Annotated in this window: 23 protein-coding genes; 16 read left to right on the plus strand and 7 right to left on the minus strand. The window is 73.3% G+C overall.

The window, feature by feature from the left end:
• The first annotated feature begins 25 nt into the window (after positions 1-25).
• The 6 genes from NYF13_RS31395 (at position 26) to NYF13_RS31420 (ending at position 4590) form a co-directional block, all read left to right on the plus strand.
• Positions 26-1150 (plus strand): acyl-CoA desaturase, encoded by a 1125-nt coding sequence (locus tag NYF13_RS31395; RefSeq protein WP_315661554.1) that lies wholly within the window; start codon positions 26-28, stop codon positions 1148-1150.
• Positions 1151-1159: 9 nt separating this feature from the next.
• On the plus strand, positions 1160-1378 hold the full coding sequence (locus tag NYF13_RS31400; RefSeq protein WP_315661555.1) for a hypothetical protein: 219 nt from the start codon (positions 1160-1162) through the stop codon (positions 1376-1378).
• Positions 1379-1502: 124 nt separating this feature from the next.
• The gene (locus NYF13_RS31405; protein WP_315661556.1) at positions 1503-2747 is read left to right on the plus strand and encodes a sensor domain-containing protein; all 1245 of its coding nucleotides are present in this window, start codon (positions 1503-1505) and stop codon (positions 2745-2747) included.
• A gap of 25 nt (positions 2748-2772) precedes the next feature.
• On the plus strand, positions 2773-3414 hold the full coding sequence (locus NYF13_RS31410; protein WP_315661557.1) for a response regulator transcription factor: 642 nt from the start codon (positions 2773-2775) through the stop codon (positions 3412-3414).
• Between the two features lie 16 nt (positions 3415-3430).
• On the plus strand, positions 3431-3841 hold the full coding sequence (locus NYF13_RS31415; protein WP_315661558.1) for a secondary thiamine-phosphate synthase enzyme YjbQ: 411 nt from the start codon (positions 3431-3433) through the stop codon (positions 3839-3841).
• Between the two features lie 44 nt (positions 3842-3885).
• The gene (locus NYF13_RS31420; RefSeq protein WP_315661559.1) at positions 3886-4590 is read left to right on the plus strand and encodes an HAD hydrolase-like protein; all 705 of its coding nucleotides are present in this window, start codon (positions 3886-3888) and stop codon (positions 4588-4590) included.
• Positions 4591-4820: 230 nt separating this feature from the next.
• Here NYF13_RS31420 and NYF13_RS31425 read toward each other — a convergent pair whose 3' ends face one another.
• Positions 4821-5153: a DUF3558 family protein gene (locus tag NYF13_RS31425; protein WP_315661965.1), complete on the minus strand. Its 333-nt coding sequence runs from the start codon at positions 5151-5153 to the stop codon at positions 4821-4823.
• A 275-nt stretch (positions 5154-5428) separates the two neighbouring features.
• On the opposite strand from NYF13_RS31425, the gene NYF13_RS31430 reads away from it, so the two are divergent.
• Positions 5429-7624, plus strand: coding sequence for a bifunctional lysylphosphatidylglycerol flippase/synthetase MprF (locus NYF13_RS31430; RefSeq protein ID WP_396287779.1), 2196 nt, complete (start codon positions 5429-5431; stop codon positions 7622-7624).
• Between the two features lie 147 nt (positions 7625-7771).
• On the opposite strand, the gene NYF13_RS31435 is transcribed toward NYF13_RS31430, so the two are convergent.
• On the minus strand, positions 7772-9520 hold the full coding sequence (locus NYF13_RS31435) for a proline--tRNA ligase (RefSeq protein WP_315661560.1): 1749 nt from the start codon (positions 9518-9520) through the stop codon (positions 7772-7774).
• 173 nt (positions 9521-9693) lie between these two features.
• Here NYF13_RS31435 and NYF13_RS31440 point away from each other — a divergent pair, with 173 nt between their 5' ends.
• Positions 9694-10593 carry a 2-hydroxyacid dehydrogenase gene (locus NYF13_RS31440; RefSeq protein WP_315661561.1) on the plus strand — a complete coding sequence of 300 codons (900 nt, stop codon included), beginning with the start codon at positions 9694-9696 and terminating at the stop codon, positions 10591-10593.
• Between the two features lie 232 nt (positions 10594-10825).
• Positions 10826-11569 (plus strand): peroxide stress protein YaaA, encoded by a 744-nt coding sequence (gene yaaA / locus NYF13_RS31445; RefSeq protein ID WP_315661967.1) that lies wholly within the window; start codon positions 10826-10828, stop codon positions 11567-11569.
• A gap of 5 nt (positions 11570-11574) precedes the next feature.
• On the opposite strand, the gene NYF13_RS31450 is transcribed toward yaaA, so the two are convergent.
• Both NYF13_RS31450 and NYF13_RS31455 read right to left on the minus strand, forming a co-directional pair.
• Positions 11575-12690, minus strand: a complete 1116-nt coding sequence (locus NYF13_RS31450; protein WP_315661562.1) for an FAD-dependent oxidoreductase — start codon at positions 12688-12690, stop codon at positions 11575-11577.
• A gap of 62 nt (positions 12691-12752) precedes the next feature.
• Positions 12753-14273, minus strand: a complete 1521-nt coding sequence (locus NYF13_RS31455; protein WP_315661563.1) for an NAD(P)/FAD-dependent oxidoreductase — start codon at positions 14271-14273, stop codon at positions 12753-12755.
• A 241-nt stretch (positions 14274-14514) separates the two neighbouring features.
• Between NYF13_RS31455 and NYF13_RS31460 the strand changes: the two genes are divergently transcribed.
• From NYF13_RS31460 to NYF13_RS31480, 5 genes are all read left to right on the plus strand, one after another.
• Positions 14515-15528 carry an RIO1 family regulatory kinase/ATPase gene (locus tag NYF13_RS31460; RefSeq protein WP_315661564.1) on the plus strand — a complete coding sequence of 338 codons (1014 nt, stop codon included), beginning with the start codon at positions 14515-14517 and terminating at the stop codon, positions 15526-15528.
• A gap of 329 nt (positions 15529-15857) precedes the next feature.
• Positions 15858-17381 (plus strand): DEAD/DEAH box helicase, encoded by a 1524-nt coding sequence (locus NYF13_RS31465; protein ID WP_315661565.1) that lies wholly within the window; start codon positions 15858-15860, stop codon positions 17379-17381.
• A gap of 104 nt (positions 17382-17485) precedes the next feature.
• Positions 17486-18661: an 8-amino-7-oxononanoate synthase gene (locus NYF13_RS31470; RefSeq protein WP_315661566.1), complete on the plus strand. Its 1176-nt coding sequence runs from the start codon at positions 17486-17488 to the stop codon at positions 18659-18661.
• Between the two features lie 320 nt (positions 18662-18981).
• Positions 18982-19266 carry a hypothetical protein gene (locus NYF13_RS31475; RefSeq protein ID WP_315661567.1) on the plus strand — a complete coding sequence of 95 codons (285 nt, stop codon included), beginning with the start codon at positions 18982-18984 and terminating at the stop codon, positions 19264-19266.
• Positions 19253-20467 carry a carboxylesterase family protein gene (locus tag NYF13_RS31480; RefSeq protein WP_315661568.1) on the plus strand — a complete coding sequence of 405 codons (1215 nt, stop codon included), beginning with the start codon at positions 19253-19255 and terminating at the stop codon, positions 20465-20467. The genes NYF13_RS31475 and NYF13_RS31480 overlap by 14 nt, the downstream gene beginning before the upstream one ends.
• Before the next feature lie 29 nt (positions 20468-20496).
• Here NYF13_RS31480 and NYF13_RS31485 read toward each other — a convergent pair whose 3' ends face one another.
• Positions 20497-20928: a GNAT family N-acetyltransferase gene (locus NYF13_RS31485; protein ID WP_315661569.1), complete on the minus strand. Its 432-nt coding sequence runs from the start codon at positions 20926-20928 to the stop codon at positions 20497-20499.
• Between the two features lie 64 nt (positions 20929-20992).
• Complete coding sequence (locus NYF13_RS31490) at positions 20993-21847, minus strand: serine protease (protein ID WP_315661570.1); 855 nt, start codon at positions 21845-21847, stop codon at positions 20993-20995.
• Positions 21848-22236: 389 nt separating this feature from the next.
• Here NYF13_RS31490 and NYF13_RS31495 point away from each other — a divergent pair, with 389 nt between their 5' ends.
• Both NYF13_RS31495 and NYF13_RS31500 read left to right on the plus strand, forming a co-directional pair.
• Positions 22237-22920, plus strand: a complete 684-nt coding sequence (locus NYF13_RS31495) for a M15 family metallopeptidase (RefSeq protein WP_315661571.1) — start codon at positions 22237-22239, stop codon at positions 22918-22920.
• A gap of 87 nt (positions 22921-23007) precedes the next feature.
• Positions 23008-24411 (plus strand): mycothione reductase, encoded by a 1404-nt coding sequence (locus NYF13_RS31500; RefSeq protein WP_315661572.1) that lies wholly within the window; start codon positions 23008-23010, stop codon positions 24409-24411.
• A 17-nt stretch (positions 24412-24428) separates the two neighbouring features.
• Here NYF13_RS31500 and NYF13_RS31505 read toward each other — a convergent pair whose 3' ends face one another.
• Positions 24429-25697 carry a CynX/NimT family MFS transporter gene (locus NYF13_RS31505; RefSeq protein WP_396287780.1) on the minus strand — a complete coding sequence of 423 codons (1269 nt, stop codon included), beginning with the start codon at positions 25695-25697 and terminating at the stop codon, positions 24429-24431.
• Positions 25698-25740 lie beyond the last annotated feature (43 nt).

The raw sequence follows: 25740 nt of genomic DNA on the forward strand, positions 1-25740 counted from the left end.
GTCCCGAGAAATCCAGGAGGTACCCATGACCGGTCTTCAGGACCGTCTGACCCCGGAGCAGGTCGAGGAGTTCGGCCGCGAGCTCGACGCGCTGCGCCAGCGGATCGTCGACGACCTCGGCCAGGCCGACGTCGAGTACATCCGGACGGTGATCAAGACCCAGCGCGCGCTCGAGGTCGCCGGCCGGGGGCTGCTGTTCGCCGGGTTCCTGCCGCCCGCGTGGCTGGCCGGCGTCGCCGCGCTTTCGCTGGCCAAGATCCTCGACAACATGGAGATCGGCCACAACGTGATGCACGGCCAGTACGACTGGACGCGCATCCCCGAGCTGAGCTCGCAGCGCTTCGAATGGGACACCGTGGCGCCGGCCGAGAACTGGCGGCACTCCCACAACTACATCCACCACACGTTCACCAACATCGTCGACAAGGACCGCGACGTCGGCTACGGCATCCTGCGGATGGACCGCGCGCAGAACTGGCACCCGTACTACCTGGGCAACCCGGTGTACGCCTCGCTGCTCGCGGTGTTCTTCCAGTGGGGCGTGATGCTGCACGACCTGGAGATCGAGCGGGTGGTCAAGGGCGAGCGGAGCTGGGCCGAGAACGTGCCGGTGCTGCGCAAGATCGTGCGCAAGGCGGCCCGCCAGGTCGGTAAGGACTACCTGCTGTTCCCGGCGCTGACCGGCCCGCTCGCGCCGCTGACCCTGCTGGGCAACGCGAGCGCGAACCTGGTCCGCAACCTCTGGGCGTTCTCGATCATCTTCTGCGGCCACTTCCCCGCCGAGGTGGAGAGCTTCAGCGAGGAGGAGACCGAGCAGGAGTCACGCGGCCAGTGGTACCTGCGCCAGATCCTCGGCTCGGCCAACATCAGCGGCAGCCCGCTGTTCCACCTGCTCTCGGGCAACCTCTCGCACCAGATCGAGCACCACCTGTTCCCGGACATCCCGGCGCGGCGCTACCCGCAGATCGCCGCCGAGGTGCGCGAGATCTGCGAGCGCTACGGGCTGCCGTACCACACCGGCCCGCTGAGCCGGCAGCTCTGGTCGGTGGCGAAGAAGATCGTCAAACTGGCGCTGCCGGACCGGATCGGGCGGCCGACCCCGTCACCGGCGGATAGCCTGGACCACGACCAACGACTCCGAGCAGCCTAAGGAACCCTCATGGTGGGCCAGTTCGAAAGCGGCAAGGACACGGTTCAGGAGCTCACGGAATCGGCGGCCACCCACATCGGGGCCATCGCCACGATCATCACCGGCGCCGTGCGCGACATCGCGCGCGAAACCGGGAGCTGGCTGACCGACCTGATCGAGATGCGGGAGGCGGCGGGCAAGGCGCAGGCCGACGAGGCGCGCCTCCACCGGACCGAGCCCGGCGACTGAGCGGTCCGGCCGTCCGGTCCGGCCGGGCCCCCGCAGCGAGGGGGCCCGGCCGGATTCCGGTGCGCGGCCGGAAGTGGGGAAAACCGGGTGGGCGGGCCGGTGTCCCCGCGGCAGACTCACCCGGGTGAAGCTCGACGTCCTGCTGCGTCCGCCCCGCGCCACCGCGCGGGAGGCGGCGTGGCTGCTGCTGGCCGGGGTGTTCTCCCCGGTCGCGCTGATCGTGGTGCTGGCCGGGATCGCGACCGGGATCGCGCTTTCCCCGCTGGTGGTCGGACCAGCAGTGCTCGCGGCGGCGTTGTCCGGTGCCCGCGCGCTCGGCGCCGGGCACCGGCGGCTGGCCGGCGCGCTGCTCGGCGGGCCGGTCCAGGCCCCCCGTCCGGCGGCGCTGCGGCCGGGGCTGTGGCACTGGCTCGAGGCGCGGATCGGCGACCCGGTCGCGTGGCGGGCCGTGGCGTACCTGCTGGTGCGGCTGCCGTGGACGGTGGCCGGTCTGCTGCTGACCGGCCTGCCGCTGCTCTACGCCGGGGCCACGATCGGCTACCCCGTGCTGTGGTTCTTCCTCCACGGCGCGGTCCTGCCGGTGTTCGGCATCCACAGTGGACCGTGGGCGGGCTCGCTGCTGTGGGCGGCGTCCGGGATCGCCGTGCTGGCCGTGGTGCCCTGGCTGCTCCACGGGTCGGCCGTGGTCGACCGCGCGCTCGTGACCGGGCTGCTGGGCCGCCGGCGGCTGCGCGAACGGGTGCAGGACCTCGAAGCGAGCCGCTCGGCCGCCGTGGAGGACGCCGCGCTGCGGCTGCGGCGGATCGAGCGGGACCTCCACGACGGCGCGCAGGCCCAGCTGGTCGCGCTGGCGATGCGGCTCGGGCTCGCGAAGGAGGAGCTGAGCGCCGAGGCCGTCGACCTCGGCCAGGTGCGCGAGCTGGTGGCCACCGCGCACGCCGGCGCCAAGCAGGCCCTGACCGAACTGCGGGACCTGGCCCGCGGCATCCACCCGGCCGCGCTCGACGCGGGCCTGGACGTGGCCCTGCCCACTCTGGCCGCGACCACCGGGATCGACACGCGGGTCGAGGTCCGCCTGCCGCGGCGGCCACCGCCCTCGATCGAGACGATCCTCTACTTCACCGCGGCCGAACTGCTCACCAACGCCGCCAAGCACAGCCACTCCCCGGTCCGCCTGGCCGTCACCGAGGACGACGGGTTTCTGCGGCTGCTCGTCGCGGACCCCGGACCGGGCGGCGCGGCGGTCGTCCCCGGCGGCGGGCTGGCCGGGCTCGCGGAACGGCTGCGCACGGTCGACGGCGGGTTGTCGGTGACCAGCCCGCCGGGCGGGCCGACCACCGTCACGGCCACGGTGCCGGTGCGGGCCTAGAGTCGGCTCCGCAGAAGGGGGAAGCGTGCGGATCGTGATCGCGGAGGATTCGGCCGTCCTGCGCCACGGGCTGGTCGAACTGCTCACGTTGCGCGGGCACGAGGTCGTCGCGGCGGTGAAGGACGCCGTGGCCCTGCGGGAGGCCGTGGTGGAGCTGGAGCCCGATGTGTCCGTTGTGGACATCCGGATGCCGCCGACGCACACCGACGAGGGGCTGCGCGCGGCGATCGCGCTGCGGGACGAGCGGCCGCGGGCGGTCCTGCTGTTCTCGCAGTACGTCGAGACGAAGTACGCGGCGCAGCTACTGGCCGACCGGGCCGGAGGGGTCGGCTACCTGCTCAAGGACCGCGTGGCCGAGGTCTCGGACTTCCTCGACGCGCTGCGCCGGGTCGCGGCCGGCGAGACGGTGCTGGACCCGCAGGTGGTGAGCCAGCTCTTCAGCGCCACCCGCCGGTCCGACGCACTGGCCGAGCTGACCTCGCGGGAGCGCGAGGTGCTGGGGCTGATGGCCGAAGGCCGGTCGAACTCCGCGATCGCCGCCTCGCTGTTCCTCTCGGCGGGCTCGGTGGAGAAGTACGTGACCAGCATCTTCGGCAAGCTCGGACTGCCGCCGTCGGAGGGCGACAACCGGCGGGTCCTCGCCGTGCTCCGGTACCTCGGCTCCTGAGCCCTACCCTGGCGGCATGTACTCCACCGAGATCGAAGTGCGCACCGGCGGCGAAGCCGTGGTGCACGACCTGACCCGCGAGGCCGAGACCTTCCTGCGCGACGCCGACGCCACCGACGGGCTGCTGCACCTGTGGGTGCCGCACGCCACCGCCGGGCTGGCGGTGCTGGAGACCGGCGCCGGGAGCGATGACGACCTGCTGAGCGCCCTCGACCGGCTGCTCCCCCGCGACGGGCGGTGGAGCCACCAGCACGGCGCCCCCGGCCACGGCCGCGACCACGTGCTGCCCGCGCTGGTGCCGCCGTACGCGACCATCCCGGTGCTCGGCGGGGTGCTGTTGCTGGGCACCTGGCAGTCGATCTGCCTGGTGGACACCAACGTGGACAACCCGGTGCGGCGGGTGCGGTTCAGCCTGCTCGCGGGCTGAAATTCACCGGACGTCGAAAAATCCGTCCCGGTAGCCTCGCCGGCGTGACGACGACACGCGCGCACCGGCTGGTGCTCTGGGACATCGACCACACCCTCGTGGACTACAGCGGCGTCGGCCTGCGCTGGTACACCGAGGCGCTGCTCACGGCCACCGGCACCGAGCTGAGCGCGGAGCCGGACTTCGGCGGCAACACCGAGCGCGCGATCAGCGGCGCCCTGCTGGCCAGCCACGGGATCGAGCCGGACGAGGAGACCATCCAGCGCCTGTGGGCCGAGCTGATCGCCATCTCCGCGCGGGAAAGCGCCACGCTGCACGAGCGGGGCCGGGCCCTCGACGGCGCCGCGGCCTCGCTGGCGGCCGTAGCCGGGCACGGCGGCGTGGTGCAGACCCTGGTCACCGGCAACCTACCGGAGATCTCCGGGCACAAGCTCGCGGCGTTCGACCTCGACGAGCACCTGGACCTGGCGATCGGCGGGTACGGCTCGCTTTCGGCGCACCGTCCGGACCTGGTGCCGCACGCCGTCTCCGCCGCGTCCGCCAAACACGCCACCACCTTCGCCCCCGAGACCGTGGTGGTGGTCGGTGACACCCCGGAAGACGTCCGGGCCGCACTCGACCACGGCGCCGTCTCGGTCGCGGTCGCCACCGGGCGGTACAGCGCCGACGAGCTCCGGACCGCCGGGGCCCACACGGTACTGCCCGACCTGCGCGACCTGGACACGGTGCGCCGGGCCGTACTGGGCTGAACCGCCCGTCAAACCGGGCGGCAGCCACACCGCGAGCAGCGACGGAGGACCAGACCGGGAGAACCGAGCACGATCCCGGTCTTTGTCCACCTCGCCCTGCTCCTCAGGCGACCGGCATCTTCGACACGGCGCTCAGGCAGCACCCTTGAGGTGCGCGATCACCGCTTCGCCGATCTTCTGCGCGCTGGCGCACGGGGTGGCCTTGTTCGGCCCGGTGCCGATACTGGTGATCACCGCTGGAAGTGGGCCTGCTTGGCTTTCTGGTCGTAGATGTCGCTGATACCGCCCTTGTTCTGCGGCACCGGCCCCGCGTTCGCCCCGTTCTGCGCGAAGTCGGAGGAATTCCAGCCGCACAACGGCGGGGGCCCCTGCGAGACCTTGCCCGGCGAAGCCAGTCCGACGCCGTGGAGCTCGGAATCAGTCAGCACGCCGCACGGGTCGTCCAGCAACCTCTGCGTGGGCAGCGGGGCCGGCACTTTCAACCCGCTGGTGCTGGCCGCCCGGTGCGCCGTAGCCGCCGACCTGTCTGGGAGGTATGGGTGGCACCTAGGACCTGACAGAATGGTCCCTCAATGCGCCAACGCAGCTGAGCCGGTTGCTGCCTGAACGAGGTGGCGGCGTGCGCAGACCCGTCGGCGCCGCGCGTCAACCCTTGTTTTCGCGTGGTGCTCGCGCGGCTGCTCCCGCCTGCGCGGATCGGCCCTGGTCACCGTGGTGGCCCTGAGCCCGCCGGCCGTCTCGGGTCAGGGTCGGGTCCTCCTGGGGTAGCACTCCCTTAGGGGGAGAAGTCCGACCGGCGAGGGATGCCGGCCTCGGGTCGCCGGGCCAGACTCGGAGTATGACGACAGCGACGCCGGCCGCGGGGACCGGCACGGGGGGACGCGAAGGGGTGGCCGGGGAGCCGCCGCGCGGGCGGTTCGCCTTGCTGTGGCACCGGCTGCCGTTCACCACCACCGTCGTGCTGGCCATGCTCGTGGTGGCGGTCGCGAGCGGGACCCTGTGGCACGCGGCCGAGCACCAGGCGGGCTTCCACTACTACGCCTACGGCCTGCCCTCGATGCAGCACGGGCGCTGGTGGACGCTGGCGACCGGGCCGTTCTTCGCGCTGCGGCCGCTGTTCTACCTGCCGATGGTGGGGACTTTCGCGCTGCTGGCGGGCTTCGCGGAGTGGCAGCTCGGCACGCGGCGCGCGATCGCCGTGACCGTGGGCGGGCAGCTGGTGTCCACCGTCGCGGCGATCCAGTTCCTCGAGCTGTGCCGCAACTCCGGCTGGGTCTGGGCCGGGCGGATCGCGGGCACGCTCGACGTCGGCTTCTCCGGTGGCACGCTGGCGGCCATCGCGGTGGCCAGCGCGGCGTTGCGTCCGCCGTGGCGGCTACGGCTTCGCACCGGCCTGTTCGTGTACGCGTGCGTCGCCATCGTCTACGTCGGCACCCTGGCCGACCTCGTGCACTTCTTCGCGCTCCTGATCGCGCTGCCGCTCGGGCACCGGCTCGTCGGGGCCGCGCGGATCAAGGAGGCCGGCCGTCCGGGCCAGCGGGAGCTGCGCCTGATGGCGTGCGCCGGGCTGCTGCTGCTCACCGGCGCCGAGGTGGTGATGTGGCTGGTGCCCGGGGACGGCCCGTTCGGCCCGTCCGACGCGGTTTCCCTGTCACCGGTGGAAATCCTGCTGCTGTGCGCGATCGTGGTGCCGATGCTCAACGGACTGCGCCGCGGTAGCCGCACGGCGTGGCGCTGGGCCGTGGCTCTGTGCGTGTTCGCGGTGTCGCAGGTGCTGGTCGTCGGCGGGGTGCTCGCCCTGGCGAAGGTGCTGCGCACGGGCTACGACGCCCACGACCTCTCACTGTTCTTCGTGGACAATCTCTTGTGGACGATCGAGCTGACGCTGCTGATCGCCGCGCGCGGGGCGTTCCGCGTGCCGTCACGGCGCCGGTGCCGCAAGGTCGGCCGCGGCGGCCCGGACCCGGCGTTCGCCCGGATGCTGCTGGGGCGCAACGGGGGCAGCTCCATCTCGTGGATGACCACCTGGCCGCAGAACGCCTACTTCGTCGCCGCCGACGGCCACTCCTACCTGGCCTACCAGCGCCACGCGGGGGTCGCGGTCGCGCTCGGCGACCCGGTGGCACCGGACGGCTCGGCCGCGAGCGCCGTCACCGAATTCACCGAGATGTGCGAAAACACCGGGCTCGTGCCGTGCTTCTTCTCCGCGACGGCGACCACCGTGGCGGTCACCCGCGAACTGGGCTGGCAGCAGGTGCAGGTCGCCGAGGACACCCTGGTCGACCTGGAGCACCTGGAGTTCCGCGGGAAGGCCTGGCAGGACGTGCGCTCGGCGCTGAACAAGGCGGGGAAGGACGGCATCGAGTTCCGGCTGGTGCGCCTGGCCGAGGAGCCGGCCGCCGTCCGCGAGCAGGTGCGCGCGCTGTCCGAGGAGTGGATCGGCGGCAAGGGCATGCCGGAGATGGGGTTCACCCTCGGCGGCCTGGCCCAGGCGATGGACCCGGCCACCCGGGTCGGCCTGGCCATCGGCGCGGACGGCACGGTGCACGGCGTCACCTCGTGGCTGCCGGTGCACACCGGCGCGGGCACGGTCGGCGGCTGGACGCTCGACGTGATGCGCCGCCGCGCCCGCGGTTTCCGCCCGGTGATGGAGTTCCTGATCGCCTCGGCCTGCCTCGCCTTCCGCGAGGAGGGCGCGCGGTTCGTCTCGCTCTCCGGCGCGCCGCTGGCCCGCAGCCGCGACACCGGACCGGCCCGCGCGGTGGAGCGGGTGCTCGACGCCCTGGGCGAGAAGATGGAGCCGTACTACGGATTCCGCTCGCTGCACGCGTTCAAGGCCAAGTTCCAGCCCCGGCACGAACCGATGTACCTCGCCTACCGGGACGAAGCCGACCTGCTGCGGATCGGTATCGCCCTGGGGCGGGCCTACCTGCCCAACGCCGGGTTGAAGGACTTCGCGAAGCTCGCACTCAGACGTCAGCGGGTGACGGATGGGGCCGAGGTGGACCGGCCGGAAGCCACCACCGCCCGATGACCACGCCCCAGCCGTGGCCAGTCCTCGCGAGAGCCGCGTCCCGATCGGTGCCGGTCACCGCCGCGTCCAGACCGGGCTCCGGCGGCGGGTAGCCGGGTTGTCCGGCCGCCACCTTCGCGACCGGACCGGGCCGCCGCCGGAGCCGGGTCAGGAGCGGACGAGCTTGACCAGGTGGTCCGCCACCGCGTCGACCGCGATCTCCTCGCGCTCGCCCGTGCGGCGGTCCTTGACCTCGACCACGCCGTTGGCCAGGCCGCGCCCGACCACCAGGATGGTCGGCACCCCGACCAGCTCGGCGTCGGCGAACTTCACCCCCGGCGAGGACTTGCGGTCGTCGAGCAGCACCTCGATCCCGGCCGAGTCGAGCTCGGCGGCCAGCTTCTCCGCGCCGGCCGCGATGGTCTCGTCCTTGCCCGCGATGACCACGTGCACGTCGAACGGGGCGACCTCGCGCGGCCAGACCAGTCCGTCCTGGTCGAAGTTCTGCTCGGCCAGCACCGCCACCAGGCGCGAGACGCCGAGCCCGTAGGAGCCCATGGTGATGCGGATGGGCTTGGAGTCGGGGCCGAGCGCGTCGACGGCGAACGTGTCGGTGTACTTGCGGCCGAGCTGGAAGATGTGGCCGATCTCGATGCCGCGCGCGGCGACCAGCGTGCCCCGGCCGTCGGGCGAGGCGTCGCCCTCGCGGACCTCGGCCGCCTCGATGGTGCCGTCGGCGGTGAAGTCGCGGCCCATCACCAGGTCGAGCACGTGGTGGTCGGCCTGGTCGGCGCCGGTCAGCCAGGCCGTGCCCTCGACCACGCGGGGGTCGACCAGGTAGCGGACGCCGTTGTCCTTCAGCGCCTTCGGCCCGATGTAGCCCTTGGTGAGGAACGGGTTCTTCTTGAAGTCCGCCTCTTCGAGCAGTTCGACCTCGGCGGGCTCCAGCGACGCTTCGAGGCGCTTCATGTCCACCTCGCGGTCGCCGGGCAGGCCCACGCCGAGCAGCTCCCACTCCTTGGCGCCGGGCCGGCGGGTCTTGAGCATGACGTTCTTCAGCGTGTCCGCGGCGGTGAACTCGCGTCCGAGGCCGGCGGCGTTGAAGAAGGCCACGAGCGACTCGATGGTCGGCGTGTTCGGCGTGTGGTGCACCTGCGCTTCGGGCAGGCCCTCGATCGGCTTCGCGGGCGGCGCGGGCGTGAGCACGGCCTCGACGTTGGCCGCGTACCCGGACTCGGTGCTGCGGACGTAGGTGTCCTCCCCCGTCTCGGCCACGGCGAGGAACTCCTCCGAGGCCGAGCCGCCCATGGCGCCCGAGGTGGCCGCGACGATCACGTACTCGAGGCCGAGGCGGTCGAACAGCCGGGTGTAGGTGTCGCGGTGCGCCTGGTACGAGCGCTCCAGGCCGGCGTCGTCGAGGTCGAAGGAGTACGAGTCCTTCATCACGAACTCGCGGCCGCGCAGGATCCCGGCGCGGGGGCGCGCTTCGTCGCGGTACTTGGTCTGGATCTGGTACAGCGTGACGGGATAGTCCTTGTAGGAGTTGTACTCGCCCTTCACGGTGAGCGCGAACAGCTCCTCGTGCGTGGGGCCGAGCAGGTAGTCGGCGCCCTTGCGGTCCTTGAGGCGGAACAGGTTGTCGCCGTACTCGGTCCAGCGGCCGGTGGCCTCGTAGGGCTCCTTCGGCAGCAGCGCGGGGAACTGGATCTCCTGCGCGCCCATGCGGTTCATCTCGGCGCGCACCACGTTCTCGATGCGGCGCAGCACCCGCAGCCCCAGCGGCAGCCACGTGTAACCACCCGGGGCGACCCGGCGGACGTAGCCGGCGCGCACCAGCAGCCGGTGGCTGGGTACCTCGGCGTCCGCCGGATCCTCACGCAGCGTGCGGAGGAACAACGACGACATCCTGGTGATCACGGCGGGACTCCCTGCGCTGGGCGGGTCGGGAAAGTTCGGCTCAGCGTAGTCAACCGCCCCCGACCGGCTCCAACGGGTTATCCACGGGCGGGGCCGGTCAGCGCTTCGCCGGGGCGGGCCCGGCGAACGAGCGTCCGGGTGCGGCAGCCCCGGGTTCGGCTAGCGTGAAACCCGTGACTCCCCGCGTGCTGCTGCCCTGGACCGACCTGGAACTGCCCGCCGGCCTCTCCGCCGCCTGGTACGGGGGCGGCGAGCCGCCCGCCGAGGGCCTGGACGGGATCGAGTTCTACGTGATCCCCTACGACAGCGGCGCGGAGCCGGTGAAGCTGATGCGGCGGCTCCCGGCGCTGCGGGTGGTGCAGTCGCTGTCGGCGGGGGTCGAGACGGTGCTGCCGCTGCTGCCCGAGGGCGTCCGGCTGGCCAACGGGCGCGGGCTGCACGACCTGAGCGTCGCCGAGCACACGCTGGCGCTGGTCCACGCGTCGCAGCGGGACCTGCCGCGGTGGTTCGCGCAGCAGGCGAGCGGGACCTGGGAGCGCGAGCACACCCGCTCCCTGGCCGACAGCCGGGTGCTGCTGGTCGGGTACGGCTCGATCGGCCGTGCGATCGAACGGCAGCTGCTCGCGGCCGAGGCCGTGGTCACCCGGGTGGCGAGCCGGGCCCGGCCGGCCGAGGGCGTGCACGGCGTCGCGGAGCTGCCCGGGCTGCTGCCCTCGGCCGACATCGTGGTGCTGGTCCTGCCCGACACCCCGGACACCCGTGGCCTGGTCGGCGCGGCCGAGCTCGCCGCGCTGCCGGACGGCGCGCTGGTGGTCAACGTCGGCCGGGGCACCGCGATCGACACCGGCGCGCTGCTGGCCGAGACCTCCGCCGGACGGCTGCGCGCCGCCCTCGACGTGGTCGACCCCGAGCCGCTCCCGCCCGGCCATCCCCTGTGGAAGGTGCCCGGGGTGATCCTGACCCCGCACATCGCGGGCGGCTCGGCCTCGTTCCACCCGCGCGCCCGGAAACTGGTGACCGGGCAGCTGCGCCGGTTCGCCGACGGCCGTCCGCTGCTCAACCTGGTCGACTGACCAGCCGCTCGGCGAGGTCGGCGCGCGTTTCGACGAAAGTGCGGGCCCACTGGGAACCGGCGCGGACCAGCACCTCGGCCCCCGCAGCTTCCCGCGCCCGTCTTCGACGCTGTGGTGCTCGCCGGTGCGGTCGACCTTCCTGGGCCGCGGCGAACAGCCCCGTGAGCGGCCCCGCGTCGGCCGGGGCGAGCGGCCGTCGCACCCGGACGAGCTCCCCGGCTACGCTGAGTGCGTGCTGGTGCTGCTGCCCCCTTCCGAGACCAAGGCCGACGGCGGTGACGGCCCGCCGCTCGACCACACCGCGCTGTCCTTCCCCGAGCTGAACCCCGTGCGGGCCCAGCTCGCGGACGCGCTGGTCGAGCTGGCCCGCGACGTCCCGGCCAGCCTCGCCGCCCTCGGCATCTCCGAACGCCAGCGCGACGAGGTCACCCGCAACGCGCGGCTGTGGACCTCCCCGACGCTGCCCGCGCTGCGCCGCTACACCGGCGTGCTCTACGACGCGCTCGACCTGAAGAGCTTCACCAAGGCGGGCCTGGAGAAGGCGCACCGCCGCCTCGCCGTGACCTCGGCGCTGTTCGGCGTGGTCTCCGCGACCGACCCGATCCCGGCGTACCGGCTTTCGGGCGGCAGCTCCGTGCCCGCGCTGGGCACCGTGCGCGGGCTGTGGAAACCGGTGCTGGAGCCGGTGCTGCAGGGCCTCGACGGCCTGGTGGTGGACCTGCGTTCGGGCCCTTACGCGGCGTTCGCGCGGCTGCGCCCGGACGCGGTGACCGTGCGCGTGGTGACCGAGGACGCCCGGGGCAACCGCACCACGGTGAGCCACTTCAACAAGGCGTACAAGGGAAGGCTGGCCGCGGTGCTGGCCACCACCCGCGCCGAGCCGTCCACTGTGGACCAGCTGGTCCGGGTGGTGGCCAAGGCCGGGCTCACCGTCGAGCGCACCGGCGAGCACCGCCTGGAGCTGCTGACCGGCTGAGCCCCTCAGCCGAACCGGGCGGGCGAGCACGGTTCGAGCAGGCCCGCCGGGACCTCGCCGCCGAGCACCAGTTCGGCGATCAGCTTTCCCGCGTACGGCGCGAGGGTGAGCCCGGCCGGGCCGAAGCCGGTCGCGAGCCACAGCCCGGGACGGCTTTCGACCGGGCCCAGCAGCGGCAGGGCGTCGGGGGTCGAGGGGCGGAAGCCGATGCGGGTCTCGGCCAGCGTGCTGTCGGCCAGGCCCGGCGCCACGGCCAGCGCGTGGTCGAGCACCTCGCGCTGCCCGGCCGCGGTCACCCGGTGGTCGAAGCCGGAGCCGGTCTCGCGGGTCGCCCCGGCGACGACGTGGCCGCCCGGGAAGGCCAGCAGGTAGTGGCTCGTGCGCGGCAGCACGACCGGCCAGGCCGCGGTCTCGGTGCCCGGCAGCTCGAAGTGCGTGATCTGGCCCCGCTGCGGCGCGACCGGGACCTCCACCCCCAGCGGCTCGGCCACCGAGGCCGACCACGCCCCGGCCGAGAGCACCACCGCGTCGGCGGTCAGCTCCTCGTCACCGGCGGCCACCCGCCACGGCCCCCGGTCAGCGGGGGTATTCGGCCGCAGCGAAGCCAACGCCCGCGCGAACCGGGCCCCGCGCTGCTTCGCCGCGGCGATCAGCGCCCGGCGCATGCGGCGGCCGTCCACGCGGCCCGCGCCCGAAAGGTGCACGGCACCGAGCTCCGGAGCGAGCGCGGGGAACAGCGCGCGGGCCTGGGCCGGGTCGAGGCGGCTGACCGTACCCGCGACGGGGGCGTCCGCGACGCGCGCGGCCAGCCGGGCCTGCGCCTCGTCCAGTTCGGCCGCCGAGTCCGAAACCACCAGTCCGCCGACGACTTCGTACGAGGAGTCCTGCCCCTCCTCGGCCAGCGCCGCCGCCAGCCGCGGGTAGTACGCGCCCGCGGCGGCGGCCAGCGGGTACAGCTGATCGTCCCACCGCGAGGTCCAGGGGCTGACGATCCCGGCGCCCGCCTCGGTGGCCACGCCCGGCCGGGGCGCGTCCACCGAAACGACTTCCGCCCCTGCCGCCGCGAGGTGGTAAGCCGTCGCCGCCCCGCCGATCCCACTGCCGATCACGATCACGCGCATGTCCCCCACAGTGCCCGTTCCGCTCCGCTCCGTCGAGCGGCGGGCGCGCCACCGGCCCGGGCTCAGCCGGCCAGCACCGCCATCGCCGCGTTGTGGCCGGGGATCCCGCTGACCCCGCCGCCCCGGACCGCCCCCGCCCCGCACAGCAGCACCCGCGGGTGCGCCGTCTCCACGCCCCAGGTGCCGGCCGCCGAATCCGAGAACGGCCAGGACAGGTCGCGGTGGAAGATGTGCCCGCGCGGCAGCCCCAGCTCCGCCGCCAGGTCCAGCGGGGTCTTGGCCTCGATGCACGGCCGCCCGGCCGGGTCCCGCAGCAGGCAGTCCTCGATCGGCTCGGCCAGCACGCTGTTCAGCGACGCCAACGTCGCGCGCAGCGCTTCGGCTCGCGCCGCGGTGTTGTCCGCCTCGAACAAGCGCGCCGGCATGTGCAGCCCGAACAGCGTGAGCGTGTGAACGCCCGCCGCCCGCTCGGCCGGGCCGAGGATCGACGGGTCGGTGAGCGAGTGGCAGTAGATCTCGCACGGCGGCAGCGACGGGATCCGCCCGGCGGCCGCTTCGGCGTATGCGGTCTCGAGCTGCGAGAACGTCTCGTTGACGTGGAAAGTGCCGCCGAACGCGTCACTCGGGCCGACGTTAGGGTCGCGCAGCCGGGGCAGCCTCGAAAGCACCATGTTGACCTTCAGCTGCGCGCCTTCCGGTGCTTCGCCCGGCTCTTCGCCGAGCAGCCGGGCGAGCGTGTGCGGCGCGACGTTCGCCAATACGTGCCCGCCCGAGACGGTCCGCGAAGCGCCTTCGCGGGTGTAGCGCACTTCGCCGTCGGGCGTAATCGACTCCACCTCAGCGCCGGTGACGAGCGTGGCCCCGGCCCGCCGCGCGGCGTCCGCCAGCGCGCCGGTGACCGCGCCCATCCCGCCGACCGGCACGTCCCAGTCACCCGTGCCGTTGCCGATCAGGTGGTAGAGCAGGCAGCGGTTCTGCCGCAGGTCCGCCCCGCCGGCCGGGGCGAAGGTGCCGATCAGCGCGTCGGTGAGCACCACCCCGCGCACGGTGTCGTCGCCGAACCGGCTGGTGAGCGCCTCGCCGATCGGCCGTTCGAACAACGTCGACCAGGCCTCCTCGTCACCGATCCGCTCGCGCAGCTCCGCCCGGCTGGGCAGCGGCGAGGTGAGCGTGGCGAACGTCCGCGCGGCGACCCGTCCGGCCAGGGCGTAGAACCGGCGCCAGGCGTCGAAGTCCTTTGTGGACCCCGTGACGGCGCGGAACGCCTCGGCCGTGCGAGCCCCGTCCCCCGTGTCGACAAGAAGACCCGAGTCGCCGGCCGGGGTGTAGGACGACATCCGCCGGCGTCGCAGCTCGAGGCCCAGGCCCAGGTCCGTGGCGATCTTGCGCGGCAGCAGGCTGACCAGGTAGGAGTACCGGGACAGCCGCACGTCGACCCCGTCGAAGGCCCGGAACGACACCGCCGCGCCCCCGGTCTCCTCCCGCCGCTCCAGCACGAGCACCGACCGGCCCGCCCGCGCGAGGTAAGCCGCCGCCACCAGTCCGTTGTGCCCGCCGCCCACGATCACCGCGTCGTAACCCATGGCTCGCAGGCTAGCTCCGCACGGCCGCCCGGTGCGCGGCTCGCCGGAGCGGTTAATTCGGTTGCACCAGCCCCACGGGGCCCGGCATGGTGTCCGGGACCGGCCGGGGAGCCGGCGGCCGAAGTGAGGAGGTGCGTCGTGGAGAACGTCCGGGCGCAGTCCCGCCCCCTTCCGCCCGCCCCCCGCGGCTAGAGCTTCGCGCTCGCCCGGTGGGGCACCCCTGATCGAGGAGAACCCACCAGTGCGTCAGCACGATCACGAAGACTTTTCCGACTCTGCCGGCTTTTCCGACTCTGCCAGCTCTTCCGTCCATGAGCGTTACGCCGAGTTCGAGGACGCCTTCGAAGAGGAGCCGGCCCGCCGCGTCCGCGAGTTCGACGACGGGCCCGCCCCGGTCCGCAGCGGCCGGCTCACCGAGGGTGAGCGCGGCCGGCTCGCCCGGCGGCGCGAGGACGCCTACACCGAGGCCGAACTTCCCGAGGGGGCCGACCGCTGGAGCACCTGGGACGGCGCCGAGCGCGGCCCGCAGCCGTGGCCGGACTGGGTGGTCACCGACCTCGCCGCGGTCGACACCGACCTCGGGGTGCTCAAGACCGGCAAGGAGGCCGACGTCCACGTGGTGCGGCGCGGCCGGCCGGGCACCGGCGGCGTGCTGCTCGCCGCCAAGCGGTACCGCGGCGACGAGCACAAGCTGTTCCACCGGGACGCCGGCTACCTCGAGGGCCGCCGGATGCGCCGCTCCCGCGAGATGCGCGCGATGGCCAACCGCAGCTCGTTCGGCCGCAACCTGATCGCGGAGCAGTGGGCGGCGGCCGAGTTCACCGCGCTGAGTCGCTTGTGGACGATCGGCGCGCCGGTGCCGTACCCGGTGCAGCGCAACGGGAACGAGCTGCTGCTGGAGTTCGTCGGCGACGAGGACGGTGCCGCGGCCCCGCGGCTGGCCCAGCTCCGCCCGGAGCCCGGCGAGCTGGCCGGTCTCTGGGACCAGGCCACCGCCGTGCTGGAGCTGATGGCCGGTCAGGGCGTCGCGCACGGTGACCTCTCGGCGTACAACCTGCTCGTGCACGAGGGCCGGCTGGTGGTGATCGACCTGCCCCAGGTGGTGGACCTGGTGGCGAACCCGCGGGGGCGGGCGTTCCTGGACCGCGACGTGCGCAACCTGTCCGGCTGGTTCCAGGCCCGTGGCCTGCCCGAACACCTCCTCGACGCCGGGGAGCTGGTCGACCGGCTGATCGATTCGGCCGGGCTCGGCTGAGCCGTGGGCGGCGTCGCGGGCAGTGTGGTGCAGGACACCCCTGCGACGCCGCCCACAACCGTGGACCTGGGTGCGAAGTCGAAGGCCCGGCTCCGGTACAGTGAGCACAGACCGCAACCGGCGGCGTGGATGAGTTGGTGTCCGTCGCCTCCAAACCCACAGCACGGGTTCGCGGTGTCAATCCGAAGCACTTCCATCGGCGCTCGATGTCGGTCACGACATGGGGGGCCGGGTCCGTCCCTGTGAAAGCCCACCGCACACCATCTTGCCCTGCCTGCGCGCGGGCAGCCCGGGCCTCCCTTGCGACGTACCACGTCCGAGAGGCATTTGTGACAGTCACGTTCAATTCCGGTCACTCATCGACGTCCGCCGCCGCGGGCCGTCCCGACCGCAAGCCGCGGCAGCGCCCGGCCGGCGCCGGCGAGGGCATGCTGCGCGACGACGCCGTCGAGCAGGTGGCCACCAAGACCTTCGCCCAGCTGGGGCTCCCCGAGGAGCTGCTGCGGGCGCTGGCCGAGGCGGGCATCAGCTCGCCGTTCCCGATCCAGTCGGCCACGATCCCGGACGCGCTCGCGGGCCGCGACGTGCTGGGCCGCGCGCAGACCGGCTCGGGCAAGACGCTGGCGTTCGGCCTGGCCATGCTGGCCCGGCTCAACGGCGGCCGCGCCCGGCCCAAGCGCCCCCGCGCGCTGGTGCTGGTGCCGACCCGTGAGCTGGCCATGCAGGTGGCGGACTCGCTGACCCCGCTGGCCAAGTCGCTCGGCCTGTGGTGCCGCACGGCCGTCGGCGGCATGGCCTTCACCCGCCAGGCCGACGCGCTCTCGCGCGGCGTCGACCTGCTGATCGCGACCCCGGGCCGGCTGTCGGACCACGTCCGCCAGGGCACCGCTTCGCTGGGCGACTGCAACTTCATCGCCCTCGACGAGGCCGACCAGATGGCCGACATGGGCTTCATGCCGCAGGTCCGGGAGATCCTCGACCTCACCCCGCCGGGCGGGCAGCGCCTGCTGTTCTCGGCCACGCTCGACGGTGACGTCAACAAGCTGGTCAAGCAGTACCTGACCGACCCGGTCACGCACTCGGTGGCGCCGTCCACCGCCAGCGTGACGACCATGGACCACCACCTGTTCCAGGTCTCGCACGCGGAGAAGCAGGACGTCATCACGCAGATCGGTGCCCGCGAGGGCCGCACGATCATGTTCGTGCGCACCAAGCACCACGTCGACCGCCTCACCGAGCGGCTGCGCGAGCAGGGTGTGCACGCCGCGGCCCTGCACGGCGGCAAGACCCAGGGCCAGCGCAACCGCGTGCTCGCCGACTTCAAGGACGGCCACACCCCGGTGCTGGTCGCCACCGACGTCGCCGCGCGCGGCATCCACGTGGACGACATCTCGCTGGTGCTGCACGTCGACCCGGCCGCCGACCACAAGGACTACCTGCACCGCGCGGGCCGCACCGCGCGCGCCGGGGCGTCCGGCGTCGTGGTCACGCTGGTGACGCACGACCAGCGCCGCACCGTCCGCCGGATGACCGACCGGGCCGGCGTGCGCGCCGAGACCACGATGGTCCGCCCGGGCGACGACGAGCTTTCGCGCATCGCCGGTGCCCGCGAGCCGAGCGGCGAGCCGGTGATCGAGCGTCGTCGTGAGTCCCCGCGCCGCGGCGGCGGAGGCCGTGGCTACGGCGGCGGTCGCGAGCGTGGCGACCGCAGCTACGGCGAGAGCCGCGGCGGCGGCTACGGCAGCCAGGGCTCCCGCGAAGGCGGCCGCCCGGGTTACGCCGGCCGCAGCCGCACCGGCACGGGCCGTCCGCAGCGTCCGGGCCGCGGCCCGCGTCGCAGCTACGACAGCTAAGCCTGAAGCACTGAGGAGAAGCCCCGTCCGGCACCGCCGGGCGGGGCTTCTCCCGTGACGGGGTGCACATCCGGGTCGCGGACCCGGGTGGGAGACTGCGGGACGTGAACGCCATCCCCCCGCTGCCGCCCGAAAACGTCTTCGACTGGCTCGACGCCGAGGCGGAGAAGCGGGCGGGCGCGGGGCTGGTCCGCCGGCTGCGGCCCCGGCCGGCCCAGCCGGACGAACTCGACCTGGCGGGCAACGACTACCTCGGGCTGGCCCGGGACAAGCGGGTCGCGGGAGCGGCCGCGGCGGCGGCGCTGCGCTGGGGCTCCGGCGCCACCGGCTCCCGGCTCGTCACCGGCTCGCTGGAGCTGCACACCGAGCTGGAGCTGGAGCTGGCCCGGTTCTGCGGCGCGCAGGCCGCGCTGGTGTTCTCCTCCGGCTTCGCCGCCAACCTGGGCGCGGTGACCGCGTTGTCCGGCGCCGAATCCGCGATCGTCACGGACAAGTACATCCACGCGTCCCTGATCGAGGGCTGCCGGCTCTCGCGGGCCGACGTCGCGGCCGTCACGCACGGCACGCCGTCGGCGATCCAGCACGCGCTGGCCACGCGCCGCAAACCGCGCGCGCTGGTGGTCACGGATTCGGTCTTCTCGGTGGACGGTGACCTCGCCCCGCTCGGCGAGCTGGCCGGGATCTGCCGCGAGAACAGCGCGGCCCTGCTGGTGGACGACGCGCACGGCTTCGGCGTCCTCGGGGAGGGCGGCCGCGGCGCGGTGCACGCGGCCGGGCTGGTCAGCTCGCCGGACGTCGTGACAACGGTCACGCTGTCGAAGGCCCTCGGTGCCCAGGGCGGCGCCGTCATCGGCCCGCGCCGGGTGATCCGGCACCTCGTGGACACCGCGCGCAGCTTCATCTTCGACACCGCGCTGGCCCCGGCCAGCGCCGCCGCCGCGCTTTCGGCGCTGGGCGTGCTGAAGGCCGAGCCGGACCTGCCGGCCAAGGTCGTGGAGAACGCCGGGAACCTGGCCATGCAGCTCAAGGCCGCGGGCCTGCGGGCCAGCCTGCCGGACGCCGCGGTCATCTCGGTGCAGGCCCCTTCGGCCGAAGCCGCCGTCGCCTGGGCGGAATCCTGCGCGGAGCACGGAATCCGGGTCGGCTGCTTCCGCCCGCCGTCGGTGCCGGACGGCATCTCGCGGCTGCGCCTGACCGCCCGCGCCGACCTCACCGAAGCCGACCTGGACCGCGCGGTGAAGGTGATCACCACCTCGGCCCCGCGCGGTGCCGCGAGCTGATTTCCAGCAGCAGCCACGAAATTCGGCCCACGTGCGCAGCGGGACCCGGGCCTCGGCGCACCGGCGAACGGGGTCTCGATTTCCAGCAGGTGGCCGGACGCCCGCAGCAGTAGTTCCGGCGCGTCAGCCGCGGCCTGTCCAGGCGCGCGGTTTTTCCGATGCCCGGGCTACGGACCCGCCCTCCGGTGACCAGGCTCACCGGCCGAAGCAGTCAGCTGACTGTTTCGGCCGGAGCCGCGCACGAGCACTATGGGGTGCATGCCCGAGTTCACCCCCGTGCTGGAGAGACACTGGCCGCACCGGCCGACAGGGTGCAGCCGGTGATCGACGCGGGCTGGGCTGGGCTCCGGCGGGACGGCCACCGCGTTTGCGCCGGCCCCGGGCTCGAACCGGTCCCCGGCGGGCTGAAGCTGCGCGAGGACGTGTTCGTCGGCGATCTGCTCCATCATCCGGTGCCGGACGGCAACGACACTCTCCGCGTCGGCGCGGCCGGAGCCCGGTCCGCGCGACGGCAGGGGCCCAGCGGGGCGGCCGAGCGGGGACTGCCCGCGAGTTTCGAAGGTGGCCGGCCCGTCCGGGCGGAGGCCGGCCATGCGTTCGTCTGAGCTGCTCGGCCGCTGCGAGAACGGTGTGTGGATCTACCAGGGCATCCCGTATGCGACGCTCGAAGACCGGTTCGGCCCGCCCCGGCCGCCGCCGTCCGGCTTCCGGGACGCCACCGCGCCCGGGCCGACCGCCCCGCAGGCCGAGCTTGCGTTCGGCCCGGAATTACTGGCCATCCTCGGCCCCGGCTGGGAACCGGGACCGGACTACCTGACCGTCGATGTGTGGACGCCGGACTCGACCGCCCGCGACCTCCCGGTGATGGTCTTCGTACACGGCGGCGGCTTCCTCGGCGGCTCCGGCCAAGCCTCGATGTACGAGGGCACGGCCTTCGCCCGCGACGGTGTGGTGCTGGTGACGCTCAACTACCGGCTCGGTGCCATCGGCTGGCTCGACCTGCCCGGCGTGCCCCGCAACCGCGGTCTGCTCGACGTGCTGGCGGCGCTGGGCTGGGTCCGTGACCACATCGCGGGCTTCGGCGGCGATCCCGGCAACGTCACGCTGTTCGGCCAGTCCGCGGGCGCGATGCTGATCGCCGCGCTGCTGGCCGTCCCCGGGGCGGAGCGGCTGGTGCGCCGCGCGATCTCCCAGAGCGGCGGGGCGCACACGTTCCGCCCGGACCAGGCCGCCCGGGTGACCGCGGCGTTGGCCGAGCGGCTGGGGGTGGCGCCGACGGGGAAGGCGTTCGCGAGGATCGGCGACGCCGATCTGGTCCAGGCCGTGTCGGGGCTGCGGGTCGACACGCGATACGACCGCTCGCTCGGCGTCAGCCCGTTCAAACCGGTGGTGGACGGCGCCCTGGACCTCGCGCCGGTCGATTTTCTCATCGGTACCAACGAAAACGAGGCCGACATGTACGTCTTCGAGCCGGTCACCGACGCCGACCTGCTCGCCGCCGCGACCCGGCGGCACCCGGAGCCGGAGTGGCTGGCCGCCAGCTACCGGGCCCGCTTCACCCGACCGGCCGAACAGCTGTCCGCACTGATGACCGAGCAGTTCGAGACCGGCTCCGCCCGGCTCGCGCAGGCGCACCGGGGCCGGGTGTGGACCTACCGGTTCGGGCTCGAAGGCCGGGCGCCGCACTGCGCCGAGCTGCCGTTCGTCTTCCGGTCCGGGCCGGTGCACGACGCCTGGGTGCGGTTCGCCACCATCGGCGATCCGGGCTGGGCGCCACTTCCGGAACTGCACCGCCTCTCCGGCTAGGCGCTCGCGGTTCCGCCCGCGACAGCCGGTCAGTCCTTCCGGCGCATGGTGATGTGCGGGATGCCGTCGTCCAGGAACTCCTGGCCCTCGGCGACGAAACCGAAGCGGCTGTACAGCTTTTGGGCGTAAGTCTGGGCGTCCAGCACGAATTCACCGGGGGCGCCGTCGAGCGCCGCGGCCATCAGCTCGCCCGCCCGGCCAAGTCCGCGGGCGCGCTTCGCCGTGACCACGCGCCCGATCCGGCTCACGCCGCCGGGCTCGGTGAGCACCCGCAGGTACGCCTCGACCCCGCCGGGGCCGTCGATCCACAGGTGCCGGGTACCGGGCAGCAGGTCGCGGCCGTCGATGTCGGGGTACGCGCATTCCTGCTCGACCACGAACACGTCGCAGCGGAGGCGGAGGACGGCGTGCAACTGGGCGGCGGTGAGGTCGGGACCGGCCGCCGAAGACAGGGTGCTCACCGCCCCTGCATACCAAACGGACCGGAGGCAGGGGGCTTCCGGTCCGTTTCGGGGCGAGTGGGGCTCAGCCGAGGATGCGGCCCTGCGACTGCTGGGCGATGGTGTCGGAGAAGGCCGAAACCCGCGTGTACACCCCGGGCTTGCCCGCCTTGGCGCAGCCGTCGCCGAAGGAGACGATGCCGATCAGGGTGTTGCCGACCACCAGCGGGCCGCCGGAATCGCCCTGGCAGGCGTCCTTGCCGCCGTCCGGGTAGCCCGCGCAGACCATGCTGGCCGGGTCGTAGGTGTCGTAGTCGGCCTTGCAGGCGGAGTCGCTGACCAGCGGGACGTCCACGCTGCGCAGGACGTCGGAGCGGGCGCCGCCGTCGGACAACCGGCCCCAGCCGAGCACGGTGGCCCGGGTGCCGGCCGCGTACGAGGCGCGATCGCCGGAGTCCGCGAGCTTGGCCGGGCGGTACGGCAGCCGGCCGCGCACGGTCAGCACCGCGATGTCGTCGCCCTTGGCCGGATCGCTGAAGTCCGGGTTGATCCAGGCCTTCGAGACGGTGAGCACCACGCCGTCGCCGGTGCGCTTGTCCTGGCGCCCGGCGACCACGCGGGTGTCGGCCGGCGCCATGGCCTTCGCGCAGTGCGCCGCCGTGGCGACCGCCGAGGCGCTGACGATCACCGCGCCGCAGTACTGGTTGCCGTCGGCGTCGGTGAGGTACACCGCGTACGGGTGATCGGACAGCGAAGCCTCGTCGCCGCCGACGATCCGCGGCTGAACTCCTGGAGCACCGGTGGCTCCGACCGATGGCCCGGCCGGCCCGGCCGGCCCGCCCTGCGCCGAAGCCGAACCGACCGCGAGCGGTACCGCCACCGCGGTCACGAGCAGCGCTCCCGCCACCAGCAGCAGGGGACGGCGATACTTGGCGGACATGGGGTTCCCCTTCACGGTCGGGCAGTCGGGCGGCCGGGCGATCGAGCGGTTGCGGAGGCCGATCCGGGCCCGTGCAGCCGCACTGGCTGAGACAGCTCGACTCCGGCGCGTGAACGGACGGCACCGATTACCCTAAACGGAGCAGGCCCGGAACGGTGTCGCTGAAACGGGTGGACTACGCGCTCACCGACCGCATTTGCTTAGCTGGTCCCATGCGACGGACAGCGAGAGCGGCGGTGGGTGGCCTGGGGGCGTTCCTGCTGGTCGGGTGTACGACGATCGGCCCGCCCGCGCAGTCGGCGAGTCCGGTTCCGCCGTCACGAAGCGTGACAAAGGCGGTATCTCCGACATCTCCGGCGCCGTCCACCGTCGCTCCCGTCACCTGGAAGGTGGGTGCCCGCCCGCTCCCGCTGCGCCCGGACGGCTTCGGCGAGGTGCAGCCGACCCCACCCGAACTGGTGAACCGGTCACTGCCGACCCACGATTTCCTGCCGCCGCCGCCCGGGGACGCCTTCGCCTCGCGGGTCGGCCCGGTGCCCGCGGACGTGCTGGCCCGCAGCACCTGGCAGCCCGCCTGCCCGGTCGAGGCGTCCGAGCTCAGCTACGTCCAGGTGTCGTTCTGGGGGTTCGACCGGCACGCGCACACCGGCGAGCTGCTCGTCGCCCGCACCGGCGCGCAGGCCGTGGTGCAGGTGTTCGGCCGGCTGTTCGCGCTCCGCTTCCCGATCGAGGAGATGCGCATCACCGCGCCGGCCGAGCTGGCCGCGGCGCCCACCGGGGACGGCAACGACACCAGCGCGTTCGTCTGCCGCCCGGTGCGCGGTCAGGGGAACTGGTCCGCGCACGCCTACGGGCTGGCGGTGGACCTGAACCCGTTCTGCAACCCCTACACCAAGGGCGACCTGGTGCTGCCGGAGCTGGCCTCGGCCTACGTCGACCGGGGCACCGTCCGGCCGGGCATGGTGCTGCCGGGCGGCGACGTGGTGCGCGCTTTCGCCGCGGTCGGCTGGAGCTGGGGCGGTGACTGGACTTCGCCGACGGACCGGATGCACTTCAGCGCCAACGGGCAGTGATCCGCGCCCCCCGCGGGAACACCCGGCCGGGGGCGCCGGTTGGCTAGGGTGGACACCACCCGCCTGACCGGCTTTCGGAGGAAGACTGTGCCGCACTACGACCTGGTGATCGTCGGGACCGGATCGGGGAACTCCATCCCCGGGCCGGAGTTCGCCGGCTGGAAGACGGCCATCGTGGAGAAGGGCACCTTCGGCGGCACCTGCCTGAACGTCGGCTGCATCCCGACCAAGATGTTCGTCTACGCCGCGGACGTCGCCGCCACGCCTTCGCACAGCTCGCGCTACGGCGTCGACGAAGAGCTGAAGGCCGTGCGCTGGCCCGATATGCGGGATCGCATCTTCGGCCGGATCGACCCCATCGCCGCGGGCGGAGCCGAGTACCGGGAGCACCACGAGGACAACCGGAACATCGACGTCTACCCCGGCGAAGGCCGGTTCACCGGGATGAAGGAGCTGCGCGTCGGCTATTCCGACGGTCGGCCCGACGAGGTGCTGACCGCCGACCGGTTCGTGCTCGCCGCCGGTGGCCGCCCGGTGATCCCGGACGTGCCCGGACTGGAGGAGACCGGTTACCACACCTCCGACACCGTGATGCGGCTCGACGAGCTGCCGCGGCGCATCGTGATCATCGGCGGCGGGTACATCGCGGCCGAGTTCGCGCACGTCTTCGCGTCCTTCGGCGTCGGGGTGACGGTCGTCGGCCGGTCCGGCGCGCTGCTGCGCTCGGAGGACGAAGAGATCAGCGCCCGGTTCACCGAGCTGGCCGCGGAGCGCTTCGACGTGCGCCTCGACCGCAAAACCATCCGTGCGCGCCGGACCGGTTCGGGCGTCGCGCTGGACCTGGAGGGCCCGCGGGGTGCCGAGACGGTCGAGGCCGACCTGATCCTGGTCGCCACCGGCCGCACGCCGAACTCCGACCGGCTCGACGTCGCCGCCACCGGCGTGACCACGACCGCCGGCGGGCACGTGGTGGTCGACGGCTACCAGCAGACCGTGGTGGAGGGCATCTACGCCCTCGGCGATCTGTCCTCACCGCACGAGCTCAAGCACGTCGCGAACCACGAAGCCCGCGTGGTGCGGCACAACCTCCTGCACCCGGACGAACGGATCGAGGCCGACCACCGGTTCGTGCCGCACGCGGTGTTCACCGCGCCGCAGGTGGCGTCGGTGGGGCTGACCGAGCAGCAGGCCCGGGCGCAGGGAGTGTCCTACGTGGTCGCCAAGCAGGACTACGCGGGCGTCGCGTACGGCTGGGCCATGGAGGACACCACTGGCTTCGCGAAACTGCTCGCGGACCCGGCCACCGGGCAGCTGCTCGGCGCGCACATCATCGGCCCGCAGGCTTCTTCGGTGATCCAGCCCCTGATCCAGGCGATGAGCTTCGGCCTCGACGCGCGGTCCATGGCGCGCGGGCAGTACTGGATCCACCCGGCCATGCCGGAGCTGATCGAGAACGCGCTGCTGAACCTGCCGCTCGACCCGCTCGGCTGAATCCGGGCCGGGCGGCGTCAGACGAAGCGGCGGCGCCCGGCGAGCGCGCCGAAGGCCATCTGCACGACCATCACGACGATGAGCAGGACCAGCGACACCGTCCAGCCGCCGGTCGCGTCGTGCAGCAGGCCGAAGGCGAACGGGCCGACGGCGGCCAGCAGGTAGCCGAAGCCCTGCGCCATCCCGGACAGCCGCGCGGTGTCGGCGCCGGTGCGGGCGCGCAGCGCGATCACCGTGAGGGCCAAGGAGAACACGCTCATCCCGATGCCGATCAGGACGCTCCACAGCAGGGGCGAAGCGGCGGGTGCGAGGAGCAGGCCGAACATCCCGGCGAGCCCGAACAGCCCCAGGCCGACGATCCAGCGGCTCTGGCTGCCCTGACGCGCGGCGATCGGCGGGATGATCAGGCTGATCGGCACGGCGATCAGCGACATCAGGCCGAGCAGCAGGCCGGCCTCGCCCTTGGACACCCCGGCGTCGAGGTAGACCTGCGGGAGCCAGCCCATCACGATGTAGGCGATGAACGACTGCAACCCGAAGAAGAGGGTGACGATCCAGGCCAGCCGGCTGCGCATCAGCGAGCGCCCGCCCGCGGCGGCGTCCGTGGTGCGGGTGACCCGCCCGGTGCCGCGCGCGGCGATCAGCCACGTCACCAGCGCGACGGCGGCCAGCACGGCCCAGGAGCCCAGCGCCGGGCGCCAGCCGCCCAGCACGCCCTCCATCGGCGGGCTGACCGACGAGCCGAGCGCGCCGCCGCCCTGCAGGGCCGCGGTGTAGATGCCGGTCATCAGGCCGACGCGGGCCGGGAAGGAGTCCTTGATGACCACCGGGATGAGCACGTTGACCAGCGCGATCCCGGCCGTCGCGACGAGCGTGCCGCCGAGCACCACCAGCGGGCCGTCGACCACGCGCAGCACCAGGCCGGCGGTGAGCACGGCGAGCGCGGACGCGATGGCGGCGCCGATGCCGAACCGGCGGGACAGCAGCGGCGCGGCCAGGCCGGCGCCGGCGAAGCAGAGACCGGGCAGCGTGGTCAGCACGCTCGCCCACAGCGCGGACGCGCCGAAGTCGGCCCGCATCTCCGCGAGCAGCGGACCGATGCTGGTGATGGCGGGCCGCAGGTTCATCGCCGTGAGCACCACGGCGACGGCGAGCAGGATCCCGCCGGCGATCACCCCGGGGCGACGGCCGCTGTCGGTTTCGATGCTGCCTTCGAGCTCGAGTTCGAGGCGGTCGGAGTACGAGGCCGCGGGGCGTGTGGGGGAATTGCGGGAATCGACGGACACGTCGGCTACTATGACATACGTAGGATGATTGGATGAAGGGATA

Source organism: Amycolatopsis sp. PS_44_ISF1 (genome assembly GCF_032335455.1).
Lineage (GTDB): Bacteria > Actinomycetota > Actinomycetes > Mycobacteriales > Pseudonocardiaceae > Amycolatopsis.